The sequence below is a fragment of the Achromobacter marplatensis genome (assembly GCF_002209535.1).
In the GTDB taxonomy this organism is placed as follows: domain Bacteria; phylum Pseudomonadota; class Gammaproteobacteria; order Burkholderiales; family Burkholderiaceae_B; genus Achromobacter; species Achromobacter marplatensis.
This window is the reverse complement of the sequence record NZ_NJIG01000002.1, coordinates 528,755-553,064: the sequence shown is the minus strand read 5'-3', so window position 1 is coordinate 553,064 and position 24,310 is coordinate 528,755. Positions and strand designations below refer to the sequence as shown.

Below are 24,310 nucleotides of genomic sequence, written 5' to 3'. Positions count from 1 at the left end.
TCCTGAGACCTACAGATATTGCGGGACCACACAAGACTTATGCTCGATGTGGTGCGCGAATTCGTCGCGAAAATGCTTGAGGAAGCCACGGACGGGCATGGCGGCGGCGTCACCCAGGGCGCAGATGGTGCGGCCCATGATGTTGCCTGCCACGTTGTCCAGCAAGTCCAGATCTTCCGGACGGCCGTGACCGTTTTCGATGCGATGCACCATGCGGTAGAGCCAGCCGGTGCCTTCGCGGCACGGCGTGCACTGGCCGCAGCTTTCCTCGAAATAGAAGTACGACAGGCGCAAGAGCGACTTCACCATGCAGCGCGTTTCGTCCATGACGATCACAGCGCCGGAACCGAGCATCGAGCCGGCCTTGGCGATGGAGTCATAGTCCATCGTGCATTCCATGATGATGTCGGCCGGCAGCACCGGGGCGCTGGATCCGCCAGGGATCACGGCCTTCAGCTTCTTGCCGCCGCGCATGCCGCCTGCCAGTTCGAGCAGCGTCGAGAACGGGGTGCCCAGCGGGATCTCGTAGTTGCCGGGGCGTTCGACGTCGCCGGTGATCGAGAACAGCTTGGTGCCGCCGTTGTTCGGCTTGCCGACTTCCAGGTAGGCCTGGCCGCTGTTGCGGATGATCCACGGCACCGCCGCGAACGTTTCGGTGTTGTTGATCGTGGTGGGCTTGCCGTACAGGCCGAAGCTGGCCGGGAACGGCGGCTTGAAGCGCGGTTGGCCCTTCTTGCCTTCCAGCGATTCCAGCAGCGCCGTTTCTTCGCCGCAGATGTAGGCGCCGTAGCCGTGGAACGCGTGCAGCTGGAAGCTGAAATCCGAACCCAGCAGCTTGTCGCCCAGGAAGCCGGCGGCGCGCGCCTCTTCCAGCGCTTCTTCGAAGCGTTCGTAGACTTCGAAGATTTCGCCGTGGATGTAGTTGTAGCCGACGCTGATGCCCATGGCGTAGGCCGCGATCGCCATGCCTTCAATCACGATGTGCGGATTGAAGCGCAGGATGTCGCGGTCCTTGAACGTGCCCGGTTCGCCTTCGTCCGAGTTGCAGACGAGGTACTTCTGGCCGGGGAACGCGCGCGGCATGAAGCTCCACTTCAGGCCGGTCGGGAAGCCCGCGCCGCCACGGCCGCGCAGACCCGACGCCTTGACTTCGGCGATCACGTCTTCCGGCTTCAGGCCGGTGGTAAGGATCTTCTTCAGGGCTTCGTAGCCGCCGCGCTTGACGTAGTCGGCCAGGCGCCAGTTCTCGCCATCGACGTCCGCCATGATCTGCGGCTGGATGTGCCGGCCGTGCAGGCACATCGAGTTGGACACGTCGTTCAGCGGGTTGGGATCCAGCCCTTGCGCGAACTGCTTGTACAGGTCGGGCGCGTTCATGCCGACTCTCCTTGCACCTTGAGGGCCGCGACCAGCGCGTCCAGCTTCTCGTCGGTCATGCGCACGCACATATGCTTGTTGTTCACGATCAGCACGGGGGAATCGCCGCAAGCGCCCATGCATTCGCCTTCAACCAGCGTGAACTGGCCGTCGGCGGTGGTTTGACGGTAGTCGACACCCAGCTTGCGCTTGAGGTATTCGCCGGCACGGTCGCCATCGCGCAAGGCACAGGGCAAGTTGGTGCAGACGGCGATCTTGTTCTTGCCGACGGGCTTGACGTCGAACATGTTGTAGAACGTGGCGACTTCCTGCACCGCGATGGGCGGGACGCCAATGTAATTGGCCACATCTTCAATAGTTTCGGTAGCCAACCAGCCCTTCTCTTCTTGCGCGATGGCAAGCGAGGCCATGATGGCGGACTGCCGCTGGTCGGCCGGGAACTTCGCGAGTTCTCGGTCGATTTTCTGGTAGGCCTGTTCGGAAAGCAGCATAGTTTGAATCCGGGTTATGCGGGCGTGCTCGTGACTGTCTGGGCGGATCAGCGATCGATCTCGCCGAAAACGATGTCCTGCGTACCAATGATGGTGACGGCGTCGGCGATCATGTGACCGCGCGACATTTCGTCCAGCGCTTGCAGGTGGACAAAGCCGGGGGCCCGAATCTTCAGGCGGTAAGGCTTGTTGGCGCCATCCGACACCAGATAGATGCCGAATTCGCCCTTGGGGTGCTCCACCGAGGCAAACGCCTCGCCCGGGGGCACGTGGAAACCTTCGGTGAAGAGCTTGAAATGGTGAATCAGCTCTTCCATGTTGGTCTTCATGGCGGTGCGCTTGGGCGGGGCGATCTTGTGATTCTCGATCATGACCGGACCCGGGTTGTTGCGCAGCCATTCCACGCACTGGCGGATGATGCGATTGCTTTCGCGCATTTCAGCGATGCGGACCAGGTAGCGGTCGTAGCAGTCGCCGTTGACACCCACGGGGATGTCGAAATCGAGCAGATCGTAGACTTCGTAGGGCTGCGTCTTGCGCAAATCCCAGGCCACGCCCGAGCCACGCAGCATCGGGCCGGTGAAGCCCAGCGCCTTGGCGCGGTCGGGATCGACCACGCCGATGCCAACCAGACGCTGCTTCCAGATGCGGTTGTCGGTGAGCAGCGTTTCGTACTCGTCGACGCAACCGGGGAAGCGGTTGGTGAAGTCTTCGATGAAGTCCAGCAGCGAACCCGAACGCGCGTCGTTCATGATGCGCATTTCTTTGTCGCCACGGTACTTGCTGGTGTCGCCGTACTGCGGCATCGTGTCCGGCAGGTCGCGGTAGACGCCGCCCGGGCGGTAGTAGGCCGCGTGCATGCGCGCGCCCGAGACCGCTTCGTAGCAGTCCATCAGGTCTTCGCGTTCACGGAAGGCGTACAGGAACACCGCCATGGCACCCACGTCCAGCGCGTGCGAACCCAGCGACATCAGGTGGTTCAAGAGACGCGTGATCTCGTCGAACATGACACGGATGTACTGGGCGCGCAGCGGGGCTTCGACGCCCAGCAGCTTTTCGATGGCCATGACATAGGCGTGCTCGTTGCACATCATGGACACGTAGTCCAGGCGGTCCATGTAGGGCAGCGCCTGGATGTAGGTCTTGTGCTCGGCCAGCTTTTCGGTGGCGCGGTGCAACAGGCCGATGTGCGGGTCGGCACGCTGGATGACTTCGCCGTCCAGTTCCAGCACCAGGCGCAACACACCGTGCGCGGCCGGATGCTGAGGGCCGAAGTTGAGCGTGTAGTTCTTGATTTCTGCCATGATTTAACGCCCCAAGCCGTAGGAGTCTTCGCGGACCACGCGCGGGGTGATCTCGCGCGGATCGATCGTGACAGGCTGGTAAATGACGCGCCGTTGTTCGGGGTCGTAACGCATTTCGACGGTGCCCGACAGCGGGAAGTCCTTGCGGAACGGATGGCCGATGAAGCCGTAGTCGGTCAGGATGCGGCGCAGGTCCGGATGGCCTTCGAAGACGATGCCGTACAGGTCGAAGGCTTCGCGCTCGAACCAGCCCACGGCCGGCCAGCATTCCATCAGCGATGCGACCACCGGGAATTCGTCGTCGGCGACCCAGGTACGGACACGCAGGCGCCAGTTGTTCTCGATCGAGAGCAGGTGGATCACCACGGCAAAGCGCGAGCGGTGGATCTTGGCGCTGGATTCCTCGGGCAACTGGCGCGTGCCGTTGCCCCAGGTCAGGTAGTCGACGCCACAGAGGTCGATACAGGTTTCAAAGCGCAGGCCGGCTTCGGTGCGCAGCTTGTTGCAGACGGAGAACCACTGCTGCGCGGGCACTTCGAGCGTCAGCTCGCCCAACGCCTCGGTCAGCGCGATATCCGCGCCGAGGGTGGTCTGCAAATTGTTTTTCAGGGTTTCGAGCCTGGTCATCATCTTGTACGCTTAGGTGAACCGATACGCTGGATTCGCAGGGCCCGCGGCAACGACTGCCGCCGGGCGGGCGAAGGCTCAGCGCGCAATCGTGTTGGTCAGACGGATCTTGTTCTGCATTTGCAGCAAGCCGTAGACCAGCGCCTCGGCCGTGGGCGGGCAGCCCGGCACGTAGACGTCTACCGGTACGATGCGGTCGCAGCCACGAACCACCGAATACGAGTAGTGGTAGTAGCCGCCGCCATTGGCACAGGAGCCCATGGAAACCACCCAACGCGGCTCGGGCATCTGGTCATAGACCTTGCGCAGCGCCGGCGCCATCTTGTTGCAAAGCGTGCCAGCGACGATCATCAGATCGGACTGACGCGGGCTGGGCCGGAAGATGATGCCGAACTGGTCCAGGTCGTAGCGGGCCGCGCCCGCGTGCATCATCTCGACCGCGCAACAGGCCAGACCGAAGGTCATGGGCCACATGGAGCCGGTCTTCGCCCAATTAAGGAACTTGTCGGCGCTGGTTGTGATGAACCCTTGCTTGAGAATGCCGTCTATAGCCATATTCGTCTCTGATAGCGTGCTGAGAAAAAACCCGGAGGGGTCATTCCCAATCCAGCGCGCCCTTTTTCCATTCGTAGATGAAGCCGACGGTCAACACGGCTAGGAAAACCATGACCGTCCAGAAACCGACGAGCCCGACTGTGCCTTGGGCGATGGCCCACGGGAACAGGAACGCGATTTCCAGGTCGAAAAGAATGAACAGAATCGCCACCAGGTAGTAGCGCACGTCAAACTTCATACGGGCGTCTTCAAACGCTTCGAAGCCGCACTCGTAGGGCGACAGCTTCTCAGCGTAGGGACGCCGGGGGCCAAGGAGGGAGCCGGCCGTTAGAAGCGCGAACCCGATAAGGGTGGCCACTACGATAAACAGCAGGACGGGAAAATACTGTTGCAGGTTCATTCAGGCGTCCGTCAAATGCGCAAACCTTAGGATTGTAGCATTCGCGTGGTTACTTCTGGCTGAACTCTGTAGCTTGAATAGCAGGTGAAAGACTGCATTCCTCAAATGGAACAATGGCAGTTTTCGAGACAGAGTTGCAAGGATACAGGACTCTCCTGACAAGCACCCGCGTAATGCGAAAAATCAGACTTTAGAACAAAAAAAAAGCCACCCCTGGAGGTGGCTTATACGAACGGGCCGAAGCCCGTTCGTTCGCTTGCGCTTTGAATCCAGACAGGGCTTGCGCCCTGCGTTGGATTAGAAGCGGTGGCGGATACCGACGCCGACAGCGGTCGACTTGGCGTCGTCGATGAAGGCGTAGTTCTTGGCGTACGAACCGTAGGCGTACAGGTTGGTGCGCTTGGACAGGTCGTAGGTGTAGCCCAGCGAGAAGACGTTCATCGTCTCGTCAGCACCAGCGATGTTGGTCAGCTTGTTGTTGCTGGGGTCAACCATTTGCCACGAACCAAACAGGCTGCTTGCGCCGCCGATCGGGGCGGACAGGCCGACCAAGTACGAATTGGCCTTGAAGCCGTCAGCAAAAACGCTGCCGCCGAAGCCGGTGATGCCAGCGCCGTTCGGGGCGCTTTGGCCGCCGAACCAGCCGTCGGTCGTGCGACCGTAGGCCAGAGCCAGCTTGACCACTTCGAAGTCATACGAACCGCCGATGACGTAGGAGCGCGGGGTTGCGTCCACGGCAGCTTGCGGCAGGTTGTTCGAAGCATTCAGTTGGTCGTACGACAGAGCAACGTTCAACGGGCCGTTGACGTAGCGCAGACCAGCCGTGATGGCACGGGTGTTGTCGGCAGTACGGAAGCCAGTTTGGGCAGCCGGGCGAACGCCGGTGATCGGGTTTTCACGACCATCCTTCGTGTCATCGGCGCTGAACGAGTAGCCGACGCCGAATTGGAAGCCGCTGAACGACGGGGTTTGGTACAGGACCATGTTGTCGTAGCGAACGGTGTTGGTCGAGCTCAGGCCAACGCCGATGTTAGCTTGACCGAAGCTAGCGCCGAACGGATCGATCGAGCCGAAGTACTTCGACGCGATGTTGGTTTGGCGACCGAAGTCCAGTTGACCCCAGCTGTCGCTGGCCAGACCGACGGTAGCTTGACGACCGAACAGACGGCCACCTTGAGCGGACGAGCCGTTGCCCGAATCAAAGCCGGATTCCAGTTGGAAAACAGCGCGCAGGCCGTCACCCAGATCTTCCGAACCACGCAGGCCCCAACGCGAACCGTTCTGCACGCCGTTGATCATGCCGATGCGGCTGGCGCTGTAGCCATCCGCCTTGACCTTGTTGTAGCCGATACCCGTGTCGATAATACCGTACAGGGTGACAGACGTTTCTGCCTGGGCGACACCGGCGAAACCGGCGAGCAGGGCGGCAGCGAGCAGAGTCTTTTTCATTTAAGAAATCTCCGTTGATTTGAGTGACAAGAGCAGCAATCCAGCAAACCAGCCTGCCGCCCCCCTAACTCCGCGAAGGGAAGTTGACGCTATTGCATCAAAAATCGGGGGGACTGGCTATGGTCGGCGTCAGAAAAGTGCAGGTTTGCGACACCCCTGTTGGGATCTTGCAACATCGCGCGGACATGGCGCCAAAGCTGCTAGGGCTTTCCCTTAGCTAAACACGCAAGCCCGTATCCACGCGACTTTCAGCCCTGCCCCTAATTATTCAGGCCATTTTAGCCTGCCGCTTTCAACCGGCTTTCTGACCGGCTTTGGCGCGCTTTTCGCTGTAAGCCTGGCTCCCCCACCCTGTGGGCCACCGGCCTGGCGTCGCCCGTAGAGCAGCAACCAATAACATTGTTATTAATAAAAATCGTCGATATTATCGAGCCTGTTCCCGTGCTGCTGCCGTGCCCCACATGCCCTCCCCAACCGCCCGTACCGACCGCAATGAACGCCTGAGCGCCCTGCGCCGCCAGTTGATCCTGGACGCCGCGCAACGCGTGTTCGAGCGCGACGGACTGGAGAAGACCACGATCCGGGCGATCGCCAAGGAGGCCGGCTGCACCACTGGCGCGATCTACCCCTGGTTCGCCGGCAAGGAGACCATCTACGGCGCGCTGCTCGATGAATCGCTGCAACGGCTGCACGCGTATTTGGCCGAGGCGGCGGGCACCGGCGATGCGCCGTCTGCCGCGCGGCGCGCGATCCGCGCCTTCTTCAGCTACTACGCCGAGCGGCAGACCGACTTTTCCCTAGGCATGTATCTGTTCCAGGGGCTGGGGCCGCGCGGCCTGGGCCGGGAAATGGACGAAAAGCTCAATGCCCGGCTGCGCCAGTGCGTAGACCTGCTGGGCGACGCGCTTGCGCGCACCAAAGGCTGGGACACCCCGACCGTGGAGATCGAGCAAATGAATCTTTTCACGTACCTGATGGGGCTGTTGCTGCTGCTGCATACCCATCGCCTGAAATCCCTGGGCCAGCACGCGGACGCGTTGCTGGACAACTACTGCCTCGCTCTGGAGCAACGATGACCGCAACCGTCCTGGCCGCCGATAGCGACGCCCCGCTGATCAGCCTGGCCGACTTCCACATCCTGCTGGCCGACCAGCATCCCTTTTCGCTGCTGCTGGGGATCGACATCCTGCGTATCGGCCGCGGCACGGCGCGTGCCGTGCTGCCGGCCCGGGACGCGCACCAGCGACTGGGCGGTATCGTGGCGGGCCCCATGCTGATGGGGCTGGCCGACCTGACCATGTATGCTGCCGTGGTGGGCGCGACCGGCCAGACGCACGCGGTGACGGCCAGCCTGACCATCAATTTCCTGCGAAAAAGCCCCGCCGGCGCAATTTATGCCGACGCCCGCTTGCTGAAGGTGGGACGTCTGTCCGCCGGCGAAGTCATCCTGACCGGCGAAGGCTCGGACGAGCCCCTGGCCCATATCGTGAGCACGTGGTCCGTGCCCAAGCCATGAGCCCGCGCATCAGCATCGTGGGGATGGGCAACACCGGCACCCTGGCCGCCCGGCGCCTGCTGGAGGCCGAGCCGGACATCGCGTTGACCGTCTACGACATCGACCCCGAACGCTGCGAGGACTTCCGCGGTTCGGCCACGCTGGCCACCTCGGCCCGCGAAGCCCTGGCGGAATCGGACACGATCGTGCTGGCGCTGCCACGGGAACGCGAGATCGACCGTACGCTGGAACGCTTCAGCGACGGGGAAGTCACGGCGCTTGTCGCTGGCAAGCAGATCATCGACCTGGCACCTCCCCCCGCCGAGCAGGCGCGACGCCTGGGCCTGGCGATTGCCGGGGCGGGCGGACGCTACACCCCCGTCCTGAGCGGAGCGTCGGAAGACGCAGGCGCGCGCCTAGTGAAGGTCTTGCTCTGCCCGGCGTGACGTGCAGTGGCGTTCGGCCACCGCCACGCACACCGACAGCCAGGCCAGGCTGACCGCCAAGCCTGCCACGACGTCGCTGGCGAAATGGACTTGCAGCAGGATGCGGCTGAGCCCGATCGCCATGATCAGCGCGGCAGAGACCGCGACGCAGGGCCATCGCCAGGCGGGCGGCGCCAGCCGCCACACCAGGTAGCAGGCCGTGCCGTAGACGGCCATCGCGGCCGACGCATGACCGCTGGGAAAACTCCACCCGGCCACCGTGGCGTAACCGTGATCGTGTTCCGGCCGTACGCGCTCAAAGGTGTGCTTGAGCAACCAGTTGATCGCGCCGCCCACGCCGGTGGCAATCGCGCAGAACGCCGCTAGCCGCCACCAGCCTGTCCAGAGCAGATAGAGCGTCATCAGCACGCTCAGCACCGTCAGGAAGTTGCGGTCGCCCAGATAAGTGAACCACGACAGCAGCCACAGCAGCGAGGTATCCATGGTCATGCTTAGGGCATCGGCCAAAGCGCCATCGAACGCGACGATGCCGCCCTGGCGCTGCACTGCCATCGCCAGCCCCAGGAACAGCAACAACCACACGGCCAGGGACGATGCGTAGATCGCCTGGCGGGCTCGCCTGGGCCGGCCGACGTAGGCGCGCATGCCCCAGAAAGCGGCCCCGCCGGCAAGCAGCGGCAGCACGATGAACAGTTCCAAGGCGTGGCACGCTGCCCACGCCGCCCACGCATCGGTCATGAAAGCGTCACCAGCGTCTTGTCGACAGGGGCGAACGCATGCGTGCCCGCCGCGTAGTCCCAGCGTTCGACGTGGCAGGCCTCCTGACCGCCCTCGCCTTCGCGCGTGATCACGTTGACCGAGTTCGGCACGCTGCCCCGGACACGGTGCGAGCAGGCGGTGCCTGCCTGGACGATCCAGCCGGCGGATTGGCCGGCTGCCGTCAACGGCAGCACATAGGGCAGATGGATGTGCCCGCCCAGGATCAGGTCGACGCCCGCCTGGGCCCAGGCCGCCAGCGCGCGCTCGCGCCCGATCAGCAGATTGGAGAGATCGGATTCGACCTTGGCGCGCACGGGGTGGTGGGCCACCACGACCCGCAACTGGCCGGGCCGCGCCTGGCGCAGGCGCTGGGCCACGCGGGCGATCTGCGTATCCGAGATTTCACCGTCCTTGCGGCGCCGGGGCCGCGTGGTGTTCACGCCGATGGCCAGCAGGCCGGGGTTCTCGAACACGGGCTCCAGCACCGCGCCCAGCGCGCGCTTGTAGTTGCCATACGGGTTGAGGGCCCGCGCGAACACGTTGAACAGCGGAATGTCGTGATTACCCGGCACGGCCAGCACCGGCAGCGACAGGCGCTCGATGAATTTGCGGGCCGCGGCGAATTGCCCGCGCCGCGCGCGCTGCGTGATGTCGCCGCTGAGCACGACCAGATCCGGATTCAGCGAGCGGGCCAGGTCCAGCGCGGCCTCGACCACGGGTTTGCGCTCGGTGCCGAAATGCGTGTCGGATAACTGCAAGATCCGCGTCATGAGCGGTCCAGGTACTGCGAGTCGGCCGGCACCACGAGCGGCAACTTTTCGCTGGCCACCTTGAATTCCAGCGGCGTGTTCATCCAGGAGATTTCGCCGTCCATCGCCACCTTGACACGGTTGCGCCCCCGGATGTGGACCGTCAGCCGGTCGAAGGCGAAGCTGATCACGTGTTCCGCGTCGCCCAGCCGGCTGAACAGGCCGCGCACCAGCAGGCCATACAGCGCCAGCGTGCCGACCGGGCGCGCCGCCATCGCCACCAGGCGGCCGCGGTCCAGCTCCTGGGATTCGATGCCGATGTGCTCGAGTTGCAGCTTGTTGTTGCCGACCACCAGCGTGGGCGAGCGCAGGTCGCGCACCCGGCCTTCGTATTCCAGTTGCAGCCTGAGCTGGCGCGGGGCGCGCAGCAACGTGACGATGCCCGACCACAGCGCCACGAGCCGGCTGCGGCCAAAGCGCTGCTTATACGCTTCGCGGTCTTCCAGCAACGTGGGGTACAGGCCCAGGCTGGCGTTCACCAGGAACAACCGGCCATTGAGGTGCCCCACCTGCACCGGCTGCAAATGGCCCTGCAGGAAGCCGCGCAAGGCGACTTCGGTGTCTTGGGAGATGCCGTAGCGGCGTCCGAAGTAATTGAACGTGCCCTGGGGCAGGATGCCGAAGGGCACGCCCTGGCCCAGCACGGTGCCGGCCACGGCGTTAAGCGTGCCGTCGCCTCCCGCGGCGATGACCACGCCCTGCTCGTCTTGCGCGCGCTTGACGGCGGACTGCGCCGTTTCGGTCAGCCGGGACGGGTCGTCGACGGGCATCAGCGCGTAGCGCCGGCCCGCCTCGTCGAGGATACGGCGGATGGTGTCCTGCAGGACCTGCGCGTCGCCGCGCCCCGATCCGGTGTTGAGGACGATGAAAAGCGGTTCTTGTCCCGTCAGGGATTGCGCCCCGGTTGCCGGGCGCTGCTGGGATGACGTCATGGGAGAAAGATAGCCCATGCCGGCAAATCGCCGCAAGGCGGCCCGATGCGCCTGGTCCGCAAGGCCGCGCATCGGGCGCCCCGCCCCCGGTCAGCGACCGATGGCGTAGGCCTGCATCAAGCGCGGCGTGGCCGCGGCGTGCAGCAGCCCGTCCTCGTCGCGCGAAGCGGCGGTCAGGCGGCCCACGGACCACTCAGGCACTTCCTCGATCTGGTGTCCGCGCTGGCGCAGGCCGTCGATGACCTCGGGACCGAAGCTGGCTTCTACCGCCAGATGCCCCGGCTTGCGGTCGCGCGGATAGAAGGACGTGGGGAAGTGCATGGTGTGGGACATGGGCAGGTCGATCGCTTCCTGCAGGTTCAGCCCATGATGAACGTGGCGCAGGAAGAACAGCAGCTGCCATTGTTCCTGCTGGTCGCCGCCCGGCGTGCCGAACGCCAGATAGGGCTTGCCGTCGCGCAGCGCCAGCGAAGGCGTCAGCGTGGTGCGCGGACGCTTGCCCGGGGCGAGCGTGCCGGGCAGCCCCTCTTCCAGCCAGAACATCTGCGCGCGGGTGTTCAGGCCGAAGCCCAGTTCCGGGATCACCGGCGACGACTGGAACCAGCCGCCCGAGGGCGTGGCCGAAATCATGTTGCCCCAGCGATCAATGACGTCCACGTGCGTGGTGTCGCCACGCTTGGCGGAAGCGCGCATGTCGGCCAGCGTCGGCTCGTTGGTCGCGCTGCCGGGCGCGGACACCTTGGACAAGCGTTCCAGCGTGTCCATGACGCGCGCCACCTGGGCCTCGAAGCCGGGCACCTGGCCCGGCAGCAGGTCGTGCGAGGCGGACTCGCCGATCAGCGCGCGGCGTTCCGCGTTGTACTCATCGGACAGCAGATGGGCCAGCGGCACGTCGATGAAGGCCGGATCGCCGTAGTAGGCCTCGCGGTCGGCGAACGCCAGCTTCATGGCTTCGGTGACGCGATGGATGAATTCCACGCTGTTCGGGCCCACGCCGGCCAGGTCCATGTCTTTGAGCAAGGCCAGCGTCTGCAGGAAGACCGGGCCCTGGCTCCAGGCGCCGGCCTTGGCGACGGTATAGCCGTGATAGTCGTAGGTCAGCGGCTGGTCGTAGCTGGCCGACCAGCCCGCCAGGTCGGCCGCGGTGATGACGCCGCGGTGAGTCGTGCCGCTTTCGTCCATGACGTCGGTGTTGCGCGCGAACTTGTCGATCTCGTCGGCGATGAAGCCGCGGTAGAACGCATCGCGGGCCGCTTCGATCTGGCGTTCGCGGTCCGCGCCAGCGGCCTCGGCTTCCTTCAGCACGCGGGTCCAGGTGCGGGCCAGCGCCGGGTTGCGGAACAGCTTGCGGGCTTCGGGCACCTTGCCGCCCGGCAAGTAGACCTGCGCGGTCGTCGGCCAATGCGTTTCGAAGAAGTCCTTCAGGCCGGCGATGGTGTTGGAAATGCGCGGCATCAGCGCATGGCCGTGCTCGGCGTAATAGATGGCGGGCTCCAGCACGTCGCGCACGCGCATCGTGCCGTGGTCGCGCAGCAGCAACATCCAGGCGTCGAACGCGCCCGGGATCACGGTGGCCAGCAAGCCGTTGCCGGGGATCAGCTTCAATCCTTCGGCACGGTAGCGCTCAAGCGTGGCCGCGGCAGGCGTCGTGCCTTGGCCGCACAGCACCTCGACGCGCCCGGTCCGGGCTGAATAGAACACCGCGGGCACTTCACCGGCCGGGCCGACCAGGTGGGGCTCGACCACCTGCAGCACGAACGCCGATGCCGCGCAGGCATCGAACGCGTTGCCGCCGCGTTCCAGCAGCGACATGCCCGCCGCGCTGGCCAACCAGTGGGTAGAGGTCACGACACCGAAGGTGCCGAGGATTTCCGGGCGAGTGGTGAACATAAGCAGTCCTGTATGGTTGTCAGATCCGAGGCCCCAGCGATCCAACCGTCGCAATCAAACGGTGCCTCCCGATCCGGGACACCGCGGATCCGGCTCCGCCGGTCCGCCGGTGTCGCCCCCTCGAGGGGGCCCGCGCAAGCGGGTAGGGGGTGGGCCTACTTCCCTGCGGCGGTCACGCCCTTCAGGCGGATCAGGCCGTCGGGGTAGGCGACGAAGCCGTCCACCTTCTTCTGCACGCCGAAGGTCCACGGCAGGTAGAACAGGTAAACGATCGGGCGCTGGTCCTGCATGGACGTCAGCACCTGGTCGTACATGGCGCGGCGCTTGGCCGTATCGGCTTCGGCGCGGGCGTCGTTCAGCAGCTTGTCCACGCCGGCGTCGCAGAACTTGCCGTCGTTCAGGTTGCCCTTGCAGCTGAGGTACTGGTGAATGTTGCCGCTGGGATCGACGCGGCCCGACCAGCCGCTCTGGCCCACTTCGAAATCACCGCGCGCCAGCGACGATTGCAGCGACGCGAATTCCACCGGACGCAGCGTGATGTCGAAGCCCGCTTCGGCGCCCATCGCCTGCACCAGTTCGAACACTTGCTGCATGGTCGTGTTGTTGCCGAAGGTGATCTCGAACTTCACGCGGTCAAAGCCGGCTTCCTTCAAGAGCGCCTGCGCCTTCTTCGGGTCGCGCCCCTTATGTTCAAAGGCTGTGTTGTAGGCGAAGCTGGCAGGCGGGAACGGCTGGTAGGCGGGCTGGAACATGCCTTCGCCGATCACCTGGTTCAGCACGTCGCGATCGATCGCCAGGTCAAGCGCCTGACGCACGCGCTTGTCTTTGGCCAACGGGTTGTTGGCGCGCGCGCCGTTGCCCAGGTTGACCGAGATCGACTGGAAACCCAGGCCGGTCACCGGCGCCAGGCGCAGGTTGCCGTCGTCTTTCACGGCCTTGGCATCGCTGGGCGCCACGCGCTCGATGATGTCCAGGTCGCCCGCGCGCAGGTTGTTCAGACGCACGGTGTTGTCGGGGATGGGCGTGAAGACCAGACGGTCGAAGTGATAGTTCGCGGCGTCCCAGTATTTAGGAAATTTCTCGAGCACGATGCGGTCGTTCTGCACGCGCTCCTTGAACTGGTACGGACCCGAGCACACGGGCTTGCCGCCCGGATCCTTGTCGAAGGTGGCGGGCGACATCATCATGCCGGCGCGGTCGGACAGTTGCGACAGCAGCGAGGCGTCCGGCTCCGACAGGTTCAACACGACGGTATTGGCATCGGGCGCGTCGACGCTGGCGACGGTGGCCAGTTCGCTCTTGCGGTTGCTGTCGGGCAGCGTGCGGGCGCGGTCCAGGTTGGCCTTGACGGCGGCGGCGTTGACCGGCGTGCCGTCATGGAACACGGCGTCCGTGCGCAGTTTGAACGTCAGCGATTTGTTGTCCGGGCCGATGGTCCAGGACTGCGCCAGCTGGGGCACGATCTTCAGGTCGGGCGTGATGTCCACGAGCTTGTCGCACAGCGAGGCGAAGACGATGCGGCCCACGAAGGTGCGTGCGCGCACCGGGTCCAGCACGTCCGGGTCGTCCTGCAGGCCAATCCGCAAGGTGGACTGGGCATGGGCCAGTCCGCCCACAAGCATTCCCGCCATGGCCATGGCGGCGCAAAGTTTACGCATGGATGTTCTCCCTCGATTGATTTTGTTGGATTCTGCGCCAGGCGCGCCGCGATTGTATAGAGCGCGGGCTGTCGGACAGCTAAATGGGGCGGGCGACGGCCGCCTCGCGGACGGCGGCGCTCAGGGCAGCCGGCAAGGCGCCGAGAAATCGACCGCGGCGGCGACGGCGTCGCGCAAGCAGGCAACCAGCGCCCGCGTGTCGTCGCGCCGGTACTGGAATGAGTAGGGCAAGGCGGCCAGCGCAGGTTCGCCGAGCAAGACGCGCAGGCTGCCTTCGGCTTGCAATGCTTCGGCCCAATGGCTGGGCAGCAGCCCGACGCCCATGCCTTCGATCAGCAGGCCGGCGATGGCGCCCCAGTTGTTGCAGCAGAGGCGCTCACCGGACGCCTCGCGCCCGGCCAGCCAATCGTCGATGATGCGGCTTGTGCCCGCGCCGGCCGGCAGCGTCACCAGCGGCAGACGGGCCAGCAGCGCCGCGGTCATGCGGGTTTCACCGTCGAGCGCGGACGGCGATGCCACCCAGGCGAAGCGCGCCTGGCCGATGGGCGTGGACGCGATGTTCACGCGCGACGAGCGTCCCGCGATGACCGCGAAATCCAGTTCGCCATCCGCCACGCGCTGCTCCAGCACCTGGCCGATGTCCACATAGGGTTCCAGCACCAGATCGGGGTAGGCTGCGCGCACCCCGGCGATCAGGCGCGGCAGCCAGGTCAACGCGGTCAGCTCGCCCACGCCGAAGCGGCAACGGCCGCGCAGGCCCGGCGTTTCGGTCATGGAGGCGCGCACCCGGTCAGCCGCGGCAAGCAGCTCGCGGGCCTGCGGCACCAGCCGCTGGCCCGCGTCGGTCAGCGCGGCCTTGTGGCCGCTGCGGTCGAACAGCGCCTGGCCCAGCGCCTCCTCAAGCTCGGTGATGCGCTTGGACAGCGACGACACCGACAGGTGCAGGCGTTCGGCAGCCACGGCGAAGCTGGCGCAGGTGGCGGCCCAATAGAAGGCTTCGAGTTGCTTGAGGGTCATGCGGCGATTGTAGGGGGAGGCGCCCCGCCCCGGCGGCGCTAGGCCAGGCGCGGCATCAACAGGTGGGGCGACAGCCTCAGGGTGTCGATGCCGGCGCGCAGCATGCGTTCGACGCGAGGCCAGATGTCGCCCTTCAGGCGATCCGACCAGCAGATGCTATCGAACACGCCGTCCACCAGCGAATGCAGGTAGATGTTGGACAGCCGCACGTCCAGCGCGGACGGCAGGTCTTCGCGCTCGACGGCGGCGCGCAGCAGCTTTTCGGACGTGCGCTGCGCGTAGCGTTCCCACAGGTCGCGGCGGCGCAGCAGCGGCGCGTTCTCGTCGCTGCGTTCGCACTTTAGATACAGGATTTCCAGCACGCGCTGCATCGAACCCTCTTCCGAATAGATCCGGATGAACTGGCGCATGGAGACGTAAAGCGATTCCAGGGCTTCGCTCTCGGTCGACACCTGGGTCAGCGAGGCAGCCTCGCCGAGCGCGCGGTCGCACATGGCGATACAGACGTCGATCTTGTTCTTGTAATGGCCGTAGACGGCGCCCCGGGATACCCCCGCGTGGTCCGCAATGTCGCTCATGGTGGTGCTGGCCACGCCTTTGGACAGGAACACGTGCTCTGCCGCATCGAGGATGCGGTCACGGGTGCGTTGGGACTCTTCTTTCGTCTTGCGGGCCATGCAGGAAATCTCCATGAAGGGGTTGTCGGGAACGAGCGGAAAAAGGGCCCCCACGCCGCGCACTCTTCGCGCGCTTGCTGCCCCCCCGGGGGGGCTTTTTGTCTCGGGGCGGCCCAGCAACAAAAAAACGGCGGCCCGTCGAGGAGCCGCCATTTCCACACTGTTAAGAAGTGTGCAGCCATGAGCATACTTTCCAACAAGATAATCAATCAAGCATGACGGATTAAATGATAGACTCGCCTCCCACCGGGAAAACCCGCGCATTCCCGGCACGGCATCACCCCTCTGCCCTTCCCACGGGCACACCACAACAACAATCAAAAATGAAGCAACGAGTCCCCTACAAAAAGCTCGCCTTTTTATCCGTATTGGTTCTTATTTCCGCGTGCTCGAAAAAGGCGCCGGAAGAAGACGCCAAAGCGCCCGCCGAAATCGGCGTCATCGTCGCCCGGGCCACGCCCACCGCCGTCACCACCGACCTGCCCGGACGGCTGGAACCCTATCGCGAGGCCGAAGTGCGCGCCCGCGTGGCCGGCATCGTCACCGAACGCCTGTACGAAGAAGGCCAGGATGTCGTGCGCGGCGCCGCGCTGTTCCAGATCGACCCGGCGCCGCTACAGGCCGCCTACGATTCCGAGGCCGCCAATCTGGCCCGCGCCCAGGCCAGCCTGTCGGCCGCCGCCGACAAGCTGCGCCGTTACGCCGACCTGGTGAGCGACCGCGCCATCAGCGAACGCGACCATGCCGAAAGCGTGGCCGATGAACGCCAGGCGCGCGCGCAAGTCGCGCTGGCCCGCGCCAACCTGCAAAGCGCCAAGCTGCGCCTCGCGTACGCACGGGTCACCTCGCCCATCGACGGCCGCGCCCGGCGCGCGCTGGTCACCGAAGGCGCGCTGGTCGGCGAAGGCCAGGCCACGCCGCTGACGGTCGTGCAGCAGATCGACCCCATCTACGTGAACTTCGCCCAGCCTGCTGCCGAGGTGATGCAGTTGCAGAAGCAGATCCGCGCGGGTGCGCTAGAAGGCGTGGCGCCGGACCAGGTGCGGGTGCGCCTGGTGCTGCCGGATGGGTCCGAGTACGCGCGCGGCGGCACGCTGTCGTTCGCCGACCTGGCCGTGGACCCCGGCACGGACAACGTGACGATGCGGGCGCTGTTCGATAACCCCAGCCGCGAATTGCTGCCGGGCATGTACGTGCGCGTCAAGCTGGAGCAGGCGATCAACCGCGAGGCTTATCTGGTGCCGCGCGACGCGCTCCTACGCACCGCCGAGGGCGCGCACCTGCTGGCGGCGGACGAGACCGGCGAACTGCGCCGCATCCCGGTGGACGCGCATCGGCTGCAAGGCCCGAACTGGATCGTGACGCAAGGGCTGGCGGGCGGCGAACGCATCGTCGTGGAAAACGCCGCCCAGCTGACTGCGGGCCAGAAGATCAAGCCCATTGAAAAACCAGCCCCCGGCGCGCAAACCGCCCCCGAGGGCAAGAAGGGATAAACCATGGCGCGTTTCTTTATTGATCGCCCCGTTTTCGCGTGGGTGATCTCGCTGCTGATCATGCTGATCGGCATCCTGTCGATCCGCTCACTACCGGTCGCGCAGTATCCGGACATCGCCCCGCCCGTGGTCAACATCGGCGCAAGCTACCCCGGCGCGTCGGCACAGGTGGTCGAAGAGGCCGTCACGGCCATCATCGAACGCGAGATGAACGGCGCGCCCGGCCTGATGTACACGTCGTCCACCAGCGACTCCACGGGCTGGGCCAGCATCAACCTGACCTTCAAGCAAGGCACCAACCCGGACATCGCTGCCGTGGAAGTGCAGAACCGCCTGAAGGCGGTCGAGCCGCGCCTGCCCGAATCCGTGCGGCGCGACGGCGTGCGCGTGGAAAAGGCGGCCGACAACATCCAGCTGGTGGTGTCCTTGAAGTCCGACGGACGCCTGGACGACATCCAACTGGGCGAGCTGGCGGCCTCCAACGTGCTGCAGGCGCTGCGCCGCGTGGAAGGCGTGGGCAAGGTGCAGTCCTTCGGCGCCGAAGCGGCGATGCGCATCTGGCCCGATCCCGCCAAGCTGACGGCCATGTCGCTCACGCCCGGCGACATCGCGCGCGCCCTGCGCGACCACAACGCGCGCGTCACCATCGGTGAACTGGGCAACCAGGCCGTGCCCAAGGACGCGCCGCTGAACGCCAGCATCGTGGCGGGCGAGTCCCTGCACACGCCCGAGCAGTTCGCCAACATCCCGCTGCGCACGCAGCCGGGCGGCGCCACGCTGCGCCTGAAGGACGTGGCGAGGGTGGAACTGGGCGGCACGGACTACATGTACCTGTCGCGCGTGAACGGCATGACGGGCACCGGGCTGGGCATCAAGCTGGCCCCGGGATCCAACGCCGTGGACACCACGCGCCGCATCCGCGCCACCATGGACGAGCTGGCGCAGTACTTCCCGCCCGGGGTCACCTATGACCTGCCTTACGAGACCTCGACCTTTGTCGAGATCTCGATCCAGAAGGTGCTGATGACCCTGCTGGAAGCAGTGGCCCTGGTGTTCTGCGTGATGTACCTGTTCATGCAGAACTTCCGCGCCACGCTCATCCCGACGCTGGTGGTGCCGGTGGCACTGCTGGGCACCCTGGGCGTGATGCTGTGGCTGGGCTTTTCCATCAACGTGCTGACCATGTTCGGCATGGTGCTGGCCATCGGCATCCTGGTGGACGACGCCATCGTGGTGGTGGAGAACGTGGAACGCATCATGGCCGAGGAAGGCCTGTCGGCCCACGACGCCACCGTGCGCGCCATGCGCCAGATCAGCGGCGCCATCATGGGCATTACCGTCGTGCTGGTGTCGGTGTTCGTGCCGATGGCCTTCTTCGACGGCGCGGTGGGCAACATCTACCGCCAGTTCGCCGTGACGCTGGCGGTGTCGATCGCGTTTTCCGCGTTCCTGGCGCTGTCGCTGACGCCGGCGCTCTGCGCCACCCTGCTCAAGCCCGTGCCTGCCGGCCACCACGAGAAGCGCGGCTTCTTCGGCTGGTTCAACCGCGCCTTCGCCCGCCTGACCGAGCGCTACACCGCCCGCGTGGCGGGCGTGCTGGCCCGGCCGGTGCGCTTCGGACTGGCCTATCTGGCCGTCATCGCCGCGGTAGCGTTCCTGTTCATGCGCCTGCCCTCCTCGTTCCTGCCCTACGAAGACCAGGGCAGCTTCATGGCCATGGTCATCCTGCCGCAAGGCACGCCGCAGAGCGACACGATGGCGCTGGTGAAGGAAGTCGAACGCTACATGCTGGACAACGAGCCGGTCGAGTTCGTGTATTCGGTCAATGGCTTCAGCCTGTACGGCAGCGGCCCGAACTCGGCCATGTTCTTCGTGACGTTGAAGGACTGGAAGGAACGGCGCGACGCCAGCCAACATGTGGACGCCGTCGTCGAACGCATCAACGAGGCCTTTGCCGAGCGCAAGAACGCGATGGTGCAGGCGCTGAATTCGCCCCCCCTGCCGGACCTGGGTTCCACCTCGGGCTTTGATTTCCGGCTGCAGGACCGTGCGGGCCTGGGTTATCAAGCCTTGACCCAGGCGCGCCAGCAGTTGCTGGCCGCTGCGGCTAAGCATCCCGCGTTGACGGAAGTGGTGTTCGCGGGCCAGGAAGAAGCGCCCCAACTGCAGTTGAACATCGACCGCGACAAGGCCCAGGCCATGGGCGTGGCCGTGGAAGAGATCAACACGGCGCTGGCGGTGATGTACGGGTCGGACTATATCGGCGACTTCATGCATAACGGCCAGGTGCGGCGCGTGACGGTGCAGGCGGACGGCAAGAGCCGGGTCGACGTGGACGACGTGTCGCGCCTGCACGTGCGCAACGTGCAGGGCCAGATGGTGCCGCTGTCCGCGTTCACCACGCTGAAGTGGACGATGGGCCCGCCGCAGCTCAGCCGCTACAACGGCTTTCCCACCTTCACGATCAACGGGTCGGCGGCCAAGGGGCACAGCAGCGGCGAAGCCATGCGCGCCATGGAGGAATTGGCCGCGGAACTGCCACGCGGCATCGGTTTCGACTGGTCGGGCCAATCGTACGAGGAACGGTTGTCGGGCAACCAGGCGGCCGCGCTGTTCGCCTTGTCGGTGCTGATCGTGTTTCTGGCGCTGGCCGCGCTGTATGAAAGCTGGACCATTCCGCTGGCGGTGATCCTCGTCGTGCCGCTGGGCGTGATCGGCGCCGTGCTGGGCGTGACGCTGCGGGGCATGCCTAACGATATCTACTTCAAGGTGGGCCTTATCGCCACCATCGGCTTGTCGGCCAAGAACGCGATCCTGATCGTCGAGGTGGCCAAGGACCTGGTGCGCGACGGCCACGGTCTGGTGTCGGCCACGCTGGAGGCGGCGCGGTTGCGGCTGCGACCCATCGTCATGACCTCGCTGGCCTTCGGCGTGGGCGTGCTGCCGCTGGCCCTGGCAACGGGCGCGGCTTCCGGCGCGCAGGCGGCAATCGGCACCGGCGTGCTGGGCGGGATCCTGACGGCGACCGTGTTGGCCATTTTCCTGGTGCCGCTGTTTTTCCTGATCGTGGGCCGCCTGTTCGGCGGGCGCGCCCGCCCCGCGCGTCAATCCGACCGCGACCCTGTGGAGACCACGCCATGAAAGCCATGGCCATGACCCTATTGGCGGCAGCCCTGGCGGGCTGCTCGCTGGCGCCCGTGCATGAGCGCCCCGCCGCGCCCATCCCCGGGGCTTACGACACGCCCGCGCAAGACGGACAGGCGGAAATACCCACGGACTGGCGCGTGTATTTCAACGACCCGGCGTTGCAGGCCTGGATCGAAGCCGCGCTGCAGAACAACCGCAACCTGCGCGTGGCGGCATTGCGCATCCAGGAGGCGCGCGCGCTGTACGGCGTGCAGGACGCAGACCGCTTGCCGAGCCTGGACGGGCGCGGCGAATTCAGCCGGGGCCGCAGCGTGGAACCCGGACAGGGCCCGCTGCCGGTGGCGAACCGCTATCGCGCTGCCGTCGGCATCACAGCCTTCGAACTGGATTTCTTCGGCCGCGTGAAAAGCCTGAGCGACGCGGCGCTGGAGCGCTACCTGGCCAGCGAAGAAGCACACCGCGCCGCAACCTTGTCCCTGGTGGCGGAAACCGCGACGGCGGTCTTCAACCAGCGCTCGCTGGCCGAGCAACTGCGGCTGACCGAGAGCACGCTGGCGCTGCGCGAGGCGACGCTGAAGATCACCCGGCGCCGTTACGACGCCGGGCTGGAAACCGCGATCGGGCTGCGCACCGCGCAGATGCTGGTGGAGTCATCCCGCGCCACGCATGCCGAGCTCAGCCGGGAATACCGGCAAGCCGTGCATGCGCTGGGCCTGTTGGCAGGCGACTTCTCGCTGCCGGCAGGAACCGAAGCTGTTTCGCTGGAAAGCCAGAGCCTGACGCCGCTGGCTGCCGGCCTGCCGTCGACGCTGCTGACGCGCCGCCCCGACCTGCGCCAGGCCGAGAACACGCTGCGCGCCGCCAACGCCGACATCGGCGCGGCGCGGGCGGCCTTCTTCCCGTCGGTGCAGTTGACGACCGATATCGGCAGCACGGCCGGCAGCTTTTCGGACCTGTTCGGATCGGGCACGGGCAATTGGCTGTTCGCGCCCACGCTGACGCTGCCCATCTTCAACGCGGGCCGCAACCGCGCCAACCTGTCGCTGGCCGAAACCCGCAAAGATATTGCCGTGGCGCAGTATGAAGGCAGCATCCAGCTGGCCTTCCGCGAGGTGGCCGACGCCCTGTCCGCGCGTGACACCTTGCGCGAGCAGATCGACGCGCAACGCAAGGTGCGCGACGCCGACCGCGACCGCCAGCGGCTGGCCGAACGCCGCTACGACCGCGGCGTGGCGGGGTACCTGGAAATGCTGGAGGCGCAGCGCAGCCTGTTCGAATCCGAGCAGGAGTACATCCGGCTGCAGCAGCGCCGGCTGGTCAACGCGGTGGACCTGTACAAGGCGCTGGGCGGGTGGGAAACGCCGGCGGATAAGGGCTCGTAGGATGGGTGAAGCGCGAGAGAGAGTGCGTCTGAGCGCAGGCCTTCAGCGCGCGTAACCCATCAAGCGGCGGTCATCCTATAGCCGAATCGGATAAGAAAAGTAGCGCTGCTTGATGGGTTACGCGCGCTGGAGAGTAGTGTTCTTGCTTAAGAACTCTCGCGCTTCACCCATCCTACGGATTCACGTGCACGGCCGCCCGTCTGTCACGTCCGCGTGCTCACGCGGTAGGCGCAGCGTCTTGCGCCGACCAGGATGTGTTCTTCGCGGTCGACCGTCACGCCTGCGCCCAGCACATTGCGGAACAGTTCCAGTTCGCTGCGGCAAAAGCCCATACAGGCCTTGGCCGCCGAGCAGATCGGACAGTGGTTTTCGATGAAGAGATAGTCCGCGCCGTCCTGGCGCAGTTCGGCCATATAGCCTTCGGAGGAACGCACCTGCACCAGGCGCTCCAGCCGGCCGGCCAGGTCCTTGGCGCCCAGCATGGCCTGGTGGTAGCTGTTCAGCATGGCGGCTTCGCGCACCTGGATCAGCTTTTCCACGCCCTCGTCGCCGAATACCTGGCGCACGGCCCCTATCATCTGCACCGTCATTTCCGCATGCGTGTCGGGAAAGCGGCCGTGGCCGGCTTCCGTCAGATACCAGATCTGGGTCGGCCGGCCGCGCCCGGCGCTATGGCTTTCGGAATCCACCAGGCCATCGGCATGCAACCGCGTCATCTGCTGGCGCACCGCTTCGGCCGTCACGTCCATGGCCTTCGCGATGACCGCGATGGACTGCGGGCCGCGCGTCTTCAAGGTCATGAGCACGCGGTCGGCCGGTTGATGCGGCGTCCAGGTGACGGGTTGGGACAGGCTGTCAGACATGGCGATAACGGAACTCCAGGTTTTTTCCTATGGTGCCACGAACCGGGGCGAAGGTCAGCCGGCGGCGGGCGACGGCGTGGATCCCTCCCCTGTCGATTCCCTGCTTGCCGTTTCCGGCCCCGCCTCCCAGCCCCCGCCCAGCGCCTTGTACAGCGCGATCAGGCGGGTATAGGACTCCGTTTCGGCGACGGCCACGGCGTCCTGGGCGCGCAAAAGCGTACGCTGCGCATCCAGCACCGTCAAATACGGGGCGTTGCCTTCACGGTAGCGCAGTTGCGCCAGGTCGGCTGCCCGGCTGCTGTGCATCGCCGCCTGCGCCAGGTTGCCCAGCCGCTGCTGCGTCTGGCCAAATTCCGTCAACGCCGCTTCCAGCTCTTCCACGGCCTGCAGCACGGTCTGCTCGTAGCGCGCCACTTCGCCTTCGGATCGGGCCACGGCGCCGCGCTTTCTTGCCAACGCCGTCGGCAGGTGGAACGCCGGCCAGTTCACCCCCGAAGCCACGCTGAAGGCGCGGCTGGACGATGAACCGAAGTCGGCCCCGCGCAACGCGACGAATCCCAGGAAACCGCCCAGGTCGAACCGGGGATAGAGCTCGGCGGTGGCCACCCCCACGTCCGCATTGGCGGCGGCCATGTTGCGTTCGGCCGCCAGGATGTCGGGACGGCGCGACAGCAAGGCGCCCACGTCGCCGATCGGCAAGCGCGCGGTCAACGGCGCAAGTGGCCGGCCGGCGTCCAGTTCGCCCAGTTCGACGGGGCGCAGCCCGGCCAGCACCGCGATGCGGTAGAGCGCCAGCCGCCTGGCCGTTTCCTGCACGGGCACGCTGGCCTGCACGGTCTCCAATTCGGCCCGCGCACTGGCCAGATCACCCTCGTCGCCACGGCCCGCCGAAACCATCGCCTGGGTCACGCGCAGGCTGTCGCGCTGGCTGTCCAGATTGGCGCGCGCCACGGTCAGCCGCTGTTCGGCGCCGCGCAACTCGAAGTAATTGCGCGCGACCTCCGCTGCCACCACGATACGCGCCTGCGCCAGGTCCGCCGCCTGGGCCTCACTGCGCGCCGCCGCTCCTTCGGCCGTCCGGCGCAGACGGCCGAACAGATCGAGTTCCCAGGTGGCGTCGAACCCCGCGCGGTAACTCTGAGCCAGATTGCGCTGTCCGGCAGCGCCCGCATTGGCTTGCGACAGGCTGCGCTCGTAGCGGCCGTCCAGCGTCACCGCGGGCAATTGGTCCAGCTCCTTTTCGTCCAGCACGGCACGCGACTCGGCCAGGCGCGCCTGGGCGATGCGGATGTCGTGGTTGCGGGACAGGGCCAGGCCGATCAGGCGGTCCAGCTGGGGGTCCTGCAACTGCTTCCACCAGTCGCGCTGCAGCCGGTCCGTGGAAAACAGCGCCTGCTCCGGGCTGGCGAGGGCCACGGGCGCGGCCTGCGGCTTCTGGTAATCAGGCCCGACCGCGCAACCCGCGGTGGCCAGGGCCGCCACCAGCACGGCGAGGCTGCGGCGCAGGCGCTTGGGGTGAATGGATGATTGGTTCATGAT

At 65.8% G+C, this 24,310-nt stretch carries 22 protein-coding genes; 6 read left to right on the top strand and 16 right to left on the bottom strand.

Annotation, left to right across the window (positions count from 1 at the left end):
* Positions 1 to 9: 9 nt before the first annotated feature.
* The 7 genes from nuoF to CEY09_RS06040 form a co-directional block, all read right to left on the bottom strand.
* Entirely contained in the window at positions 10 to 1,377 is a 1,368-nt protein-coding gene (nuoF, locus tag CEY09_RS06070; RefSeq protein ID WP_006223755.1) for an NADH-quinone oxidoreductase subunit NuoF, read from the bottom strand.
* Complete coding sequence (gene nuoE / locus CEY09_RS06065) at positions 1,374 to 1,868, bottom strand: NADH-quinone oxidoreductase subunit NuoE (RefSeq protein WP_006217963.1); 495 nt, start codon at positions 1,866 to 1,868, stop codon at positions 1,374 to 1,376. The genes nuoF and nuoE overlap by 4 nt, the downstream gene beginning before the upstream one ends.
* A gap of 47 nt (positions 1,869 to 1,915) precedes the next feature.
* Positions 1,916 to 3,172 carry an NADH-quinone oxidoreductase subunit D gene (locus CEY09_RS06060; protein WP_088587942.1) on the bottom strand — a complete coding sequence of 419 codons (1,257 nt, stop codon included), beginning with the start codon at positions 3,170 to 3,172 and terminating at the stop codon, positions 1,916 to 1,918.
* 3 nt (positions 3,173 to 3,175) lie between these two features.
* Positions 3,176 to 3,802, bottom strand: a complete 627-nt coding sequence (locus CEY09_RS06055; protein WP_088587941.1) for an NADH-quinone oxidoreductase subunit C — start codon at positions 3,800 to 3,802, stop codon at positions 3,176 to 3,178.
* Between the two features lie 75 nt (positions 3,803 to 3,877).
* Positions 3,878 to 4,354, bottom strand: a complete 477-nt coding sequence (locus CEY09_RS06050; RefSeq protein WP_006217960.1) for a NuoB/complex I 20 kDa subunit family protein — start codon at positions 4,352 to 4,354, stop codon at positions 3,878 to 3,880.
* A gap of 40 nt (positions 4,355 to 4,394) precedes the next feature.
* Positions 4,395 to 4,754: an NADH-quinone oxidoreductase subunit A gene (locus tag CEY09_RS06045; protein WP_006217959.1), complete on the bottom strand. Its 360-nt coding sequence runs from the start codon at positions 4,752 to 4,754 to the stop codon at positions 4,395 to 4,397.
* Between the two features lie 297 nt (positions 4,755 to 5,051).
* Positions 5,052 to 6,203, bottom strand: coding sequence for a porin (locus CEY09_RS06040; protein ID WP_088587940.1), 1,152 nt, complete (start codon positions 6,201 to 6,203; stop codon positions 5,052 to 5,054).
* Positions 6,204 to 6,664: 461 nt separating this feature from the next.
* Between CEY09_RS06040 and CEY09_RS06035 the strand changes: the two genes are divergently transcribed.
* Genes CEY09_RS06035 through CEY09_RS06025 form a run of 3 tightly spaced genes read left to right on the top strand, consistent with a single transcriptional unit; the run spans position 6,665 to position 8,144 of the window.
* A complete protein-coding gene (locus CEY09_RS06035; RefSeq protein WP_088587939.1) occupies positions 6,665 to 7,279 on the top strand; it encodes a TetR/AcrR family transcriptional regulator in 615 nt (204 codons plus the stop codon).
* Positions 7,276 to 7,719 (top strand): PaaI family thioesterase, encoded by a 444-nt coding sequence (locus CEY09_RS06030; RefSeq protein WP_088587938.1) that lies wholly within the window; start codon positions 7,276 to 7,278, stop codon positions 7,717 to 7,719. The genes CEY09_RS06035 and CEY09_RS06030 overlap by 4 nt, the downstream gene beginning before the upstream one ends.
* Positions 7,716 to 8,144, top strand: a complete 429-nt coding sequence (locus tag CEY09_RS06025) for an NAD(P)-binding domain-containing protein (protein WP_088587937.1) — start codon at positions 7,716 to 7,718, stop codon at positions 8,142 to 8,144. Before CEY09_RS06030 ends, CEY09_RS06025 begins: the two co-directional genes overlap by 4 nt.
* Here CEY09_RS06025 and CEY09_RS06020 read toward each other — a convergent pair.
* The 7 genes from CEY09_RS06020 to axyZ form a co-directional block, all read right to left on the bottom strand.
* Positions 8,115 to 8,882, bottom strand: a complete 768-nt coding sequence (locus tag CEY09_RS06020; RefSeq protein ID WP_088587936.1) for a phosphatase PAP2 family protein — start codon at positions 8,880 to 8,882, stop codon at positions 8,115 to 8,117. The genes CEY09_RS06025 and CEY09_RS06020 overlap by 30 nt on opposite strands.
* Entirely contained in the window at positions 8,879 to 9,673 is a 795-nt protein-coding gene (locus CEY09_RS06015; protein ID WP_088587935.1) for a metallophosphoesterase family protein, read from the bottom strand. The genes CEY09_RS06020 and CEY09_RS06015 overlap by 4 nt, the downstream gene beginning before the upstream one ends.
* On the bottom strand, positions 9,670 to 10,662 hold the full coding sequence (locus CEY09_RS06010; RefSeq protein ID WP_088588055.1) for a diacylglycerol/lipid kinase family protein: 993 nt from the start codon (positions 10,660 to 10,662) through the stop codon (positions 9,670 to 9,672). Before CEY09_RS06010 ends, CEY09_RS06015 begins: the two co-directional genes overlap by 4 nt.
* Positions 10,663 to 10,734: 72 nt before the next feature.
* Complete coding sequence (locus tag CEY09_RS06005; RefSeq protein ID WP_088587934.1) at positions 10,735 to 12,534, bottom strand: gamma-glutamyltransferase family protein; 1,800 nt, start codon at positions 12,532 to 12,534, stop codon at positions 10,735 to 10,737.
* A 155-nt stretch (positions 12,535 to 12,689) separates the two neighbouring features.
* The gene (locus tag CEY09_RS06000; RefSeq protein WP_088587933.1) at positions 12,690 to 14,192 is read right to left on the bottom strand and encodes an ABC transporter substrate-binding protein; all 1,503 of its coding nucleotides are present in this window, start codon (positions 14,190 to 14,192) and stop codon (positions 12,690 to 12,692) included.
* 120 nt (positions 14,193 to 14,312) lie between these two features.
* On the bottom strand, positions 14,313 to 15,209 hold the full coding sequence (locus tag CEY09_RS05995; RefSeq protein WP_088587932.1) for a LysR family transcriptional regulator: 897 nt from the start codon (positions 15,207 to 15,209) through the stop codon (positions 14,313 to 14,315).
* Positions 15,210 to 15,247: 38 nt separating this feature from the next.
* Positions 15,248 to 15,886, bottom strand: coding sequence for a multidrug efflux transcriptional repressor AxyZ (gene axyZ, locus CEY09_RS05990; RefSeq protein WP_088587931.1), 639 nt, complete (start codon positions 15,884 to 15,886; stop codon positions 15,248 to 15,250).
* 323 nt (positions 15,887 to 16,209) lie between these two features.
* Here axyZ and CEY09_RS05985 point away from each other — a divergent pair, with 323 nt between their 5' ends.
* The 3 genes from CEY09_RS05985 to oprZ are packed head-to-tail and all read left to right on the top strand — an operon-like array spanning position 16,210 to position 21,908.
* A complete protein-coding gene (locus CEY09_RS05985; protein ID WP_088587930.1) occupies positions 16,210 to 17,379 on the top strand; it encodes a MexX/AxyX family multidrug efflux RND transporter periplasmic adaptor subunit in 1,170 nt (389 codons plus the stop codon).
* Positions 17,380 to 17,382: 3 nt separating this feature from the next.
* On the top strand, positions 17,383 to 20,520 hold the full coding sequence (locus CEY09_RS05980; protein WP_088587929.1) for a multidrug efflux RND transporter permease subunit: 3,138 nt from the start codon (positions 17,383 to 17,385) through the stop codon (positions 20,518 to 20,520).
* The gene (gene oprZ, locus CEY09_RS05975; RefSeq protein ID WP_088587928.1) at positions 20,517 to 21,908 is read left to right on the top strand and encodes a multidrug efflux RND transporter outer membrane subunit OprZ; all 1,392 of its coding nucleotides are present in this window, start codon (positions 20,517 to 20,519) and stop codon (positions 21,906 to 21,908) included. The genes CEY09_RS05980 and oprZ overlap by 4 nt, the downstream gene beginning before the upstream one ends.
* Positions 21,909 to 22,111: 203 nt before the next feature.
* On the opposite strand, the gene CEY09_RS05970 is transcribed toward oprZ, so the two are convergent.
* Both CEY09_RS05970 and CEY09_RS05965 read right to left on the bottom strand, forming a co-directional pair.
* Positions 22,112 to 22,771: a helix-turn-helix transcriptional regulator gene (locus tag CEY09_RS05970; RefSeq protein ID WP_088587927.1), complete on the bottom strand. Its 660-nt coding sequence runs from the start codon at positions 22,769 to 22,771 to the stop codon at positions 22,112 to 22,114.
* A gap of 54 nt (positions 22,772 to 22,825) precedes the next feature.
* Entirely contained in the window at positions 22,826 to 24,307 is a 1,482-nt protein-coding gene (locus CEY09_RS05965; protein WP_088587926.1) for an efflux transporter outer membrane subunit, read from the bottom strand.
* Positions 24,308 to 24,310 lie beyond the last annotated feature (3 nt).

Bases quoted from the DNA above. Each gene is read 5' to 3' on its own strand.
- nuoF (WP_006223755.1), bottom strand. From the start codon at position 1,377: ATGAACGCGCCCGACCTGTACAAGCAGTTCGCGCAAGGGCTGGATCCC.
- nuoE (WP_006217963.1), bottom strand. From the start codon at position 1,868: ATGCTGCTTTCCGAACAGGCCTACCAGAAAATCGACCGAGAACTCGCG.
- CEY09_RS06060 (WP_088587942.1), bottom strand. From the start codon at position 3,172: ATGGCAGAAATCAAGAACTACACGCTCAACTTCGGCCCTCAGCATCCG.
- CEY09_RS06055 (WP_088587941.1), bottom strand. From the start codon at position 3,802: ATGATGACCAGGCTCGAAACCCTGAAAAACAATTTGCAGACCACCCTC.
- CEY09_RS06050 (WP_006217960.1), bottom strand. From the start codon at position 4,354: ATGGCTATAGACGGCATTCTCAAGCAAGGGTTCATCACAACCAGCGCC.
- CEY09_RS06045 (WP_006217959.1), bottom strand. From the start codon at position 4,754: ATGAACCTGCAACAGTATTTTCCCGTCCTGCTGTTTATCGTAGTGGCC.
- CEY09_RS06040 (WP_088587940.1), bottom strand. From the start codon at position 6,203: ATGAAAAAGACTCTGCTCGCTGCCGCCCTGCTCGCCGGTTTCGCCGGT.
- CEY09_RS06035 (WP_088587939.1), top strand. From the start codon at position 6,665: ATGCCCTCCCCAACCGCCCGTACCGACCGCAATGAACGCCTGAGCGCC.
- CEY09_RS06030 (WP_088587938.1), top strand. From the start codon at position 7,276: ATGACCGCAACCGTCCTGGCCGCCGATAGCGACGCCCCGCTGATCAGC.
- CEY09_RS06025 (WP_088587937.1), top strand. From the start codon at position 7,716: ATGAGCCCGCGCATCAGCATCGTGGGGATGGGCAACACCGGCACCCTG.
- CEY09_RS06020 (WP_088587936.1), bottom strand. From the start codon at position 8,882: ATGACCGATGCGTGGGCGGCGTGGGCAGCGTGCCACGCCTTGGAACTG.
- CEY09_RS06015 (WP_088587935.1), bottom strand. From the start codon at position 9,673: ATGACGCGGATCTTGCAGTTATCCGACACGCATTTCGGCACCGAGCGC.
- CEY09_RS06010 (WP_088588055.1), bottom strand. From the start codon at position 10,662: ATGGGCTATCTTTCTCCCATGACGTCATCCCAGCAGCGCCCGGCAACC.
- CEY09_RS06005 (WP_088587934.1), bottom strand. From the start codon at position 12,534: ATGTTCACCACTCGCCCGGAAATCCTCGGCACCTTCGGTGTCGTGACC.
- CEY09_RS06000 (WP_088587933.1), bottom strand. From the start codon at position 14,192: ATGCGTAAACTTTGCGCCGCCATGGCCATGGCGGGAATGCTTGTGGGC.
- CEY09_RS05995 (WP_088587932.1), bottom strand. From the start codon at position 15,209: ATGACCCTCAAGCAACTCGAAGCCTTCTATTGGGCCGCCACCTGCGCC.
- axyZ (WP_088587931.1), bottom strand. From the start codon at position 15,886: ATGGCCCGCAAGACGAAAGAAGAGTCCCAACGCACCCGTGACCGCATC.
- CEY09_RS05985 (WP_088587930.1), top strand. From the start codon at position 16,210: ATGAAGCAACGAGTCCCCTACAAAAAGCTCGCCTTTTTATCCGTATTG.
- CEY09_RS05980 (WP_088587929.1), top strand. From the start codon at position 17,383: ATGGCGCGTTTCTTTATTGATCGCCCCGTTTTCGCGTGGGTGATCTCG.
- oprZ (WP_088587928.1), top strand. From the start codon at position 20,517: ATGAAAGCCATGGCCATGACCCTATTGGCGGCAGCCCTGGCGGGCTGC.
- CEY09_RS05970 (WP_088587927.1), bottom strand. From the start codon at position 22,771: ATGTCTGACAGCCTGTCCCAACCCGTCACCTGGACGCCGCATCAACCG.
- CEY09_RS05965 (WP_088587926.1), bottom strand. From the start codon at position 24,307: ATGAACCAATCATCCATTCACCCCAAGCGCCTGCGCCGCAGCCTCGCC.